Below are 210 nucleotides of genomic sequence, written 5' to 3' on the forward strand. Positions count from 1 at the left end.
GCCCCGCTGGACAGCGAACGCGCCCTGGCCGTCATGCGCATCCTGAACCAGATGGCCCAGCAAGCCCAAACTGCCATCATCGTGGTGACGCACGACGAAAAAATCATCCCGACCTTCAAGCGCATTTATCACATACGCGACGGCCACACCTTCGAGGAAGCCGGACAGGGACTGAGCTTGTAGAAGATGGCCCCCACGCTTGTCACTGCG

1 pseudogene is annotated in these 210 nt (G+C 60.0%); it reads left to right on the top strand.

Annotated features, from left to right (window positions below):
• Nucleotides 1–183, top strand: a pseudogene (locus B3F77_RS15565) (ABC transporter ATP-binding protein); the annotation flags it as partial.
• Nucleotides 184–210 lie beyond the last annotated feature (27 nt).

The sequence above is a fragment of the Polaromonas sp. UBA4122 genome (assembly GCA_002381615.1).
Classification (GTDB): Bacteria; Pseudomonadota; Gammaproteobacteria; order Burkholderiales; family Burkholderiaceae_C; genus Polaromonas.